Genomic DNA, 5,414 nt, shown 5'->3' with positions numbered 1-5,414 from the left:
CGCCCGCCCCGACCATCGTCCGCCTCGAGCGCCCCGACCTCGACGCCGTCCGCGACCAGGTCCAAGCTGAGACCCGCGCCCAGCTCGACGCCGTGACCGACAGCGTGGAGCGCGCCCACCGCGTCGGGCAGCTCGTCGCCCAGGCCGACACGCACCTCGCCCGGCTGCGCCCCGAGCGTGACTCCCTGGCCCTGGCCCTGTGGGCGTACGAGCGGACCCGCGGCCTGGAGCAGTCGATGGGCGTCTCCCGCCCGTCGTGGGTGAAGATCCACCGGCCGGCCCCGACCGGGAGGCCGCGGCCAAGGCCGCCGGGATCACCCGCATGAAGCCCACGACGGTGCAGCAGCGTCTCCCGAAGGTGGCGCTGGAGACGGTCCAGTGGCAGGCCCGCCGCGACGCCGCCAAGGCGTACCGCGACGAGGCCGCGCGGGAGCTCGCCACCGACGCCGGATGGTCCCGTGACCAGGTGATGCAGGTCCGGCATCGTGTCCCGCTCGGTGATCCACGATGCCGTGCACGCCGACGGCACCCCGACCGTCCGCCACGACCCGGAGCTTCGCGAGCAAGCCGTGCGCATGGTCCTCGAGCAGGGCATGTCCGCGGCCGGCGCCGCCCGGGAGCTGCAGCTCGGCGCGAGCATCGTCCGCTACTGGGTGCGGGCCGCCCGCGACAAGACCACCTGACCACCCCGCTGCGTTCCTCCCTTGTCAGAAGCCAGCAGGACCGTTCGGCATCGGCGGCTGCCCCGCCGCTCCGCCCCGCTGGTGACGGCCGGCTATGGCTGCGGCAAGGGCCAGAAGCGCCTCCACCTGAGCCATCTGCACGCGGTAGTCCGCCGGAACTCTTCCTCCTCCTGCGATGGGAGCTCTCAGCGGCGCCAAGAGCTCGATGGCAGCTTGCTCGTGCTCCTCATAGCTGGCCATGCATGCCTCCGAAGTCAAGTTGGGCAGCGCGGCACGCTACCAGGGTCGGTTGTCACGCTCCCGCGGGCACGAGCGTTCCTGTAGGTACGAGCATCCGGCGGTGTCTGGAGGAGACGCCGCCGGGTGTTCACAACCCCTGTGCCTGGCCGTTTGGTTCGGCACGGCACGCGGGCCCGGCAACGCACAGAGGTCAAGAATCTGGGGCGCAGCTCCGCTCCGGGTGGTGCGCAGTCGGGCGGACCCGGCGGCCAGGCGCAGGGCCCCTAGACCGGCCCGGCCGGTGCACCCGCTGCGCCCTGCGTGCAAGCGCCCCCAACCGCCCCTCACGGGGGACGGCGGGTGCACTGGCCCGGCCACCGGTCAACCGGACGCCCCGGCGGGGCGGGGCCGCCCCCGCTCCTCACCCCCGCACGGTGACGGCAGCGGCCCGGCACCTCGCCGGCCGCCGACCCGGCGTGCGTTCGACCGACGCCGCGTCGGTCGCCCAGGTGCTCCTGGCCGCGCCCGTCCGGGCCCGCCGCGCCGCGATCAGGACCCTGTCCGAGCGGGAGCTCGCGTTCGTCCTGGCGGAGGTGCAGCGGGAGACCGGCACCCTGTTCGGCCTGTGGGCGGACACCCCGTCGGGGTTCGTGGAAGACGTCTTGGGTGAGTCGCTGTGGAGCAAGCAGCGGCAGCTCTTGGACGCCATCCCCCGGTACAGGAGAGTCGCCGTTGCGGCCGGGTTCGGCGTCGGCAAGACACACATCGCGGCGCGCGCGGCCTTGTGGTTCGTGCTGACCACGCCGCCGGGGGTCGGCCAGTGCGTCACCACCGCGACCTGGTTCCGGCAGGTACAGCGGCAGTTGTGGCCGCACATCCGCCGCTGCGTCGCGCCCGCGCGAAACTGCCCGGCGCCTGCGACACCGTCCAATACAAGATCCCCGACGCGTACGGCAACGAGGTCGTCGCCGCGTACGGCTTCTCCGCCCCCGCCAACGACGGGGCCGCGATGCAGGGCATCCACGCGGCCCGGCTGCTCCTGGTGGTGGACGAGGCCGGCGGTATCGCCAGGAGCATCGGCAACGGCACCAACAACCTGTTGACACGCGCGCATGCTGGCGATCGGCAACCCGGCCACGGACGGTCCGAGGAGCTGTTCGAGAAGCTGTGCGAGGAGGGTGACGACCCGGAGAAGCTGGGCACGATCACGATCCCGATCGCGGCCCTGGACTCACCGGCGATCACCGGGGAGCGGGTGCCGTACTGCCTGGACTGCCCCGTCGGTGTGCCGAAGTATCCCCTGTCGGAGCACATGCCGAATCAGGACTGGGTGGACCGCGTCTTCGGCGAGTACGGGCCGGATCACCCGTACACCATCGCGAAGGTGTACGCGAAGTTCCCGCAGGGCGGAGCGAACCGGGCCCTGCCCGTGGCCTGGATCGACACCGCCGCGGACCAGCCCGACCCGGAGCCCGACGGGCCGTGGGTGCGCCTGTCCGACCTGGGCCTGGAGGGCGAGACCGCCGACCACACGGTCAGGCGGGGAGCGTGGGTCCGCCTCGGCGTGGACGTCGCCGCGTACGGCGGCGACGAGGTGACCGTGTACCGGGTGGTGGGTGACGCCCTGGAGCAGCGGCACGCCTCCTCGGGCCCGCAGAACCTCAACCAGGTGAACGTCGCCGGGCGGATCCTCGCGGAGATCCTGGCCGCGGAGCGCCTCGCCAAAGCGCTGGGCACCCGCGTCGCGGTGCGGGTGAAGATTGACCGCAACGGCTTGGGGCACGGCGTCGTGTCGATCCTGGAGAAGTGGGGCGAGGAAGGCCGCCACGGGGCGCAGATCGTCGGCGTGATGGTGTCGGAGAACATTGACCCCGACCGGGAAGACCCCGGGCAGCAGATGCGGCCGTACCGCAAGCGCGACGAGATGTGGCTAGCGGCACGGTCGCTTCTGCAGCCCGGCCCCGCCAACGGCCTGGGCGTGCCCGGCCCGCCGCGGCTGCGCCTGCGCTTCGATCACACGTGCCTGGTGCAGCTCGGCTCGCCCACGATCTCCACCTCGAGCACTGGGCAGGTGGTGGTGGAGTCGAAGAAGGCGATGCGGGCCCGCGGTGTCGGCTCACCGGACCGGGCGGACGGGGCGCTGCTCGCCCTGTACGAGCCGGTCAGCGTCCTGGATGAGCGCCGCTACGGCCTACTCAACTGACGGGCTGTCCTACCCTGCCCAGCAGCAGGCCGAAGGCGTTCACGGCGCTCTCGGCGGCGTCGTCGTCGCCGGCGGCGTCTGCCGCCGAGAGGCGGTCCACCAGGAGGAGCAGCATGGACACGTCGCTGTTGCCCGTCCCCCCGTACAGGAGTACGTGCCGCTGGGGATCGAGCGGGGCCAGTAGCGGAGGCCGGCCTCGGCCAGTGCGGCGCCCACCTTTACGGTGACCTGCGATCCCATGCCCTTGTGCCCGACTGCGCGGCACAGGTCCGCGACCGGCACGACGGCGACCCCATTACCGTTCTGGACGGCCTCGATCACGGGTGACAGGTCCATCGGCTCTCCAGGTGTTCGGGTGTGTGGAGGGTGATTCTGCCGTCGCCTGAGGCTCGACGGGTGGGTTTCGCCTGGCAGGGCTGGACGCGACGGTTGTCGGCTGCGGGGCCGCCCACGGCTTCGAGGGCGGCCCGTCCTGCGGAGATCAGCCCTGCTGCCCGTACGTGGTGGCCATGTCGCGGGTGGGCTCGTACACGCCGGTGGCGTGGGTGCACTCGGGGCACAGGTCGAGCCAGCGCGGGACCTGGCTGGTGGCTGGGATCGCGACGTAGGCGTTCGCGGCTGGCTGGCCGCAGCGCAGGCACGGCAGTCCCCAGTTGCGTCGCACCCCGATGTCCTCGCCCGCGAACGTGGTGGGCGCGGCCGGCATGAGGTCGGGGTGCGCCCTGACGTGCTCGAGGAAGACGTCGGCGGGCACGGGGGCTTCCTGGTAGCGGCGGGTCGCCTCGGTGGCCCACCGGCGGGCGTACTCCTCTGCCCGCTTGCGGTCGAAGTAGTCGTCGCAGCCGTTGGGGCAGCGCGGGTAGTCGTCGTCCAGGAGCCAGTGGCAGCCCTCGCACTGGCGGATGTGGACATCGTCGTTGTAGTCGTCGGCCTGATCGGCGGGCGGGGTGAGCCGGGCTTGCCGGACCTGGGTGTAGGTCTGGCCGGCGGCTGCTGCGCGGGTGCGGTTGGCGCGCTTGGGTCCGCGGTTCGCGGTCATGTGCTGCTCCTGGGGTCTGGGCGCGGCCCCACGCCCCGCGCCCGGTCAGGTGGGCACACGGGTAGTCGCTGGCGCGATTCCTGGGCTGCCGGTTGCACCGTGCCGCTGAACCTTCGTCCTCGGTCGCCTGCTGCGCCGCGTGGGGGCGCTTGTCAGGCTCGGAGTGGGCGGGCGCTGCCGCCGCCGGGAACTGTAGCGCACCCGGCGGCGGCCGCAGCTCAGTGCGGCGGCATGGGCGTGTGCGCCAGGAGGAGCAGCAGAAGCACCATCAGCTCGGTGGGGGTGGGCGGCTGGCGCTTCTTCTTGTTCTTGCCCATCGACGTTCCCTTTCGGGTTCGGCGGGCCCGGTGCCCGCCTCTCAGTTCGGGGGGCGTCCTGGACAGCAATGACGACCGCAGTCGGCTCAACAGTCGTGTCATTTGCGGTGATCAGGGCTGGTTTGTCAGTGGGGGTGTCTACGGTCCAGCTATGACTGCTGACGCTGACGCGGGCCTCCCGCGGACCGCCGAGCCGGTGACCCGGGCGGGCACGTGGGCAGGCCTGCCGCTGTCACCACGCCGGGACTGCCCCGGAGCACCTGCGTACCGTCGGGCAGCTTGGCGAGGAACGGCTCAAGCCAGCCGACGGGCAGCAACCGGCCGGGTACCTGTACCTGATGCGCCGCCACCAGCGGGTGCCCCTGTACGACCCCAGGCAGGCCGCGCCGATGCGGACGCTGCCGGACGAAGTCGCGGAGCGGATGCTCGCGCGCCGTACCTGCAGCAGCTGCGGCACCGTGGCGCGGCGGCCGCTGCCGCACCAGCGGGACAGCGGCGGGGAGTGCCATCCCTGCTGGCAGACCTGGCTGGCCAGGCCCCACAGGTAGTGCCAGCGGTGAGCAGCGGGGGGCGGTGCTCGGCCAGGGCCCGCCGGTACTGCCTGGCGTCCCGGGCGTCGGCGCGCAGTGGGGACTCGTTCCCTGCAGCCTCCGCTGCCGGCGCCTTGAGGGTACTGGAGGAACGGGTCCGCTAGCGAGGTAGATCATCAAGACCTTCCTGCTCTGGCCAGGAAATAATCCAAATCAACCCCGGCCCTTACCTGAGCTGCGGGCAGGCGATCAAAGACCTCTCGGGATGGACGTCCCGTCAATCGGGGACCGTCGCCACCGCGCCTCCTCCTAGCTGATCTCGTTTTGACAGAACGTCACAAGCCTGTTGTCGCCAAGTGAAGTCAGCCGGACTGCCAGGTGGGGCGGGTCCCGTCGCGAAGCAGAGGGACCTGTTCTGCGCGC

General features: G+C 72.0%; 6 protein-coding genes. 4 read left to right on the top strand and 2 right to left on the bottom strand.

Annotated elements, in window-relative coordinates; genetic code table 11:
- The 3 genes from AOK09_RS35405 to AOK09_RS35390 all read left to right on the top strand — a co-directional run.
- Window positions 1-326: hypothetical protein (locus AOK09_RS35405; RefSeq protein WP_157876172.1), on the top strand; the 326-nt coding region annotated here is incomplete at its 5' end.
- Window positions 327-485: 159 nt separating this feature from the next.
- Window positions 486-683: a transposase gene (locus tag AOK09_RS35400; RefSeq protein ID WP_055591292.1), complete on the top strand. Its 198-nt coding sequence runs from the start codon at window positions 486-488 to the stop codon at window positions 681-683.
- Between the two features lie 1,084 nt (window positions 684-1,767).
- On the top strand, window positions 1,768-3,105 hold the full coding sequence (locus tag AOK09_RS35390; protein WP_055591290.1) for a hypothetical protein: 1,338 nt from the start codon (window positions 1,768-1,770) through the stop codon (window positions 3,103-3,105).
- On the opposite strand, the gene AOK09_RS43325 is transcribed toward AOK09_RS35390, so the two are convergent.
- Together AOK09_RS43325 and AOK09_RS35385 are read right to left on the bottom strand one after the other, a co-directional pair.
- Window positions 3,098-3,226, bottom strand: coding sequence for a hypothetical protein (locus tag AOK09_RS43325; RefSeq protein ID WP_265736760.1), 129 nt, complete (start codon window positions 3,224-3,226; stop codon window positions 3,098-3,100). The two genes, AOK09_RS35390 and AOK09_RS43325, sit on opposite strands and share 8 nt — an antisense overlap.
- Before the next feature lie 360 nt (window positions 3,227-3,586).
- The gene (locus tag AOK09_RS35385; RefSeq protein ID WP_055591289.1) at window positions 3,587-4,144 is read right to left on the bottom strand and encodes a hypothetical protein; all 558 of its coding nucleotides are present in this window, start codon (window positions 4,142-4,144) and stop codon (window positions 3,587-3,589) included.
- A gap of 655 nt (window positions 4,145-4,799) precedes the next feature.
- On the opposite strand from AOK09_RS35385, the gene AOK09_RS35380 reads away from it, so the two are divergent.
- Window positions 4,800-5,009 carry a hypothetical protein gene (locus AOK09_RS35380; protein ID WP_055591288.1) on the top strand — a complete coding sequence of 70 codons (210 nt, stop codon included), beginning with the start codon at window positions 4,800-4,802 and terminating at the stop codon, window positions 5,007-5,009.
- Window positions 5,010-5,414 lie beyond the last annotated feature (405 nt).

The organism is Peterkaempfera griseoplana (assembly GCF_001418575.1).
In the GTDB taxonomy this organism is placed as follows: Bacteria; Actinomycetota; Actinomycetes; order Streptomycetales; family Streptomycetaceae; genus Peterkaempfera; species Peterkaempfera griseoplana.
Note: the sequence above shows the minus strand (reverse complement) of the source record. Positions and strands in the feature narration are given on the sequence as shown.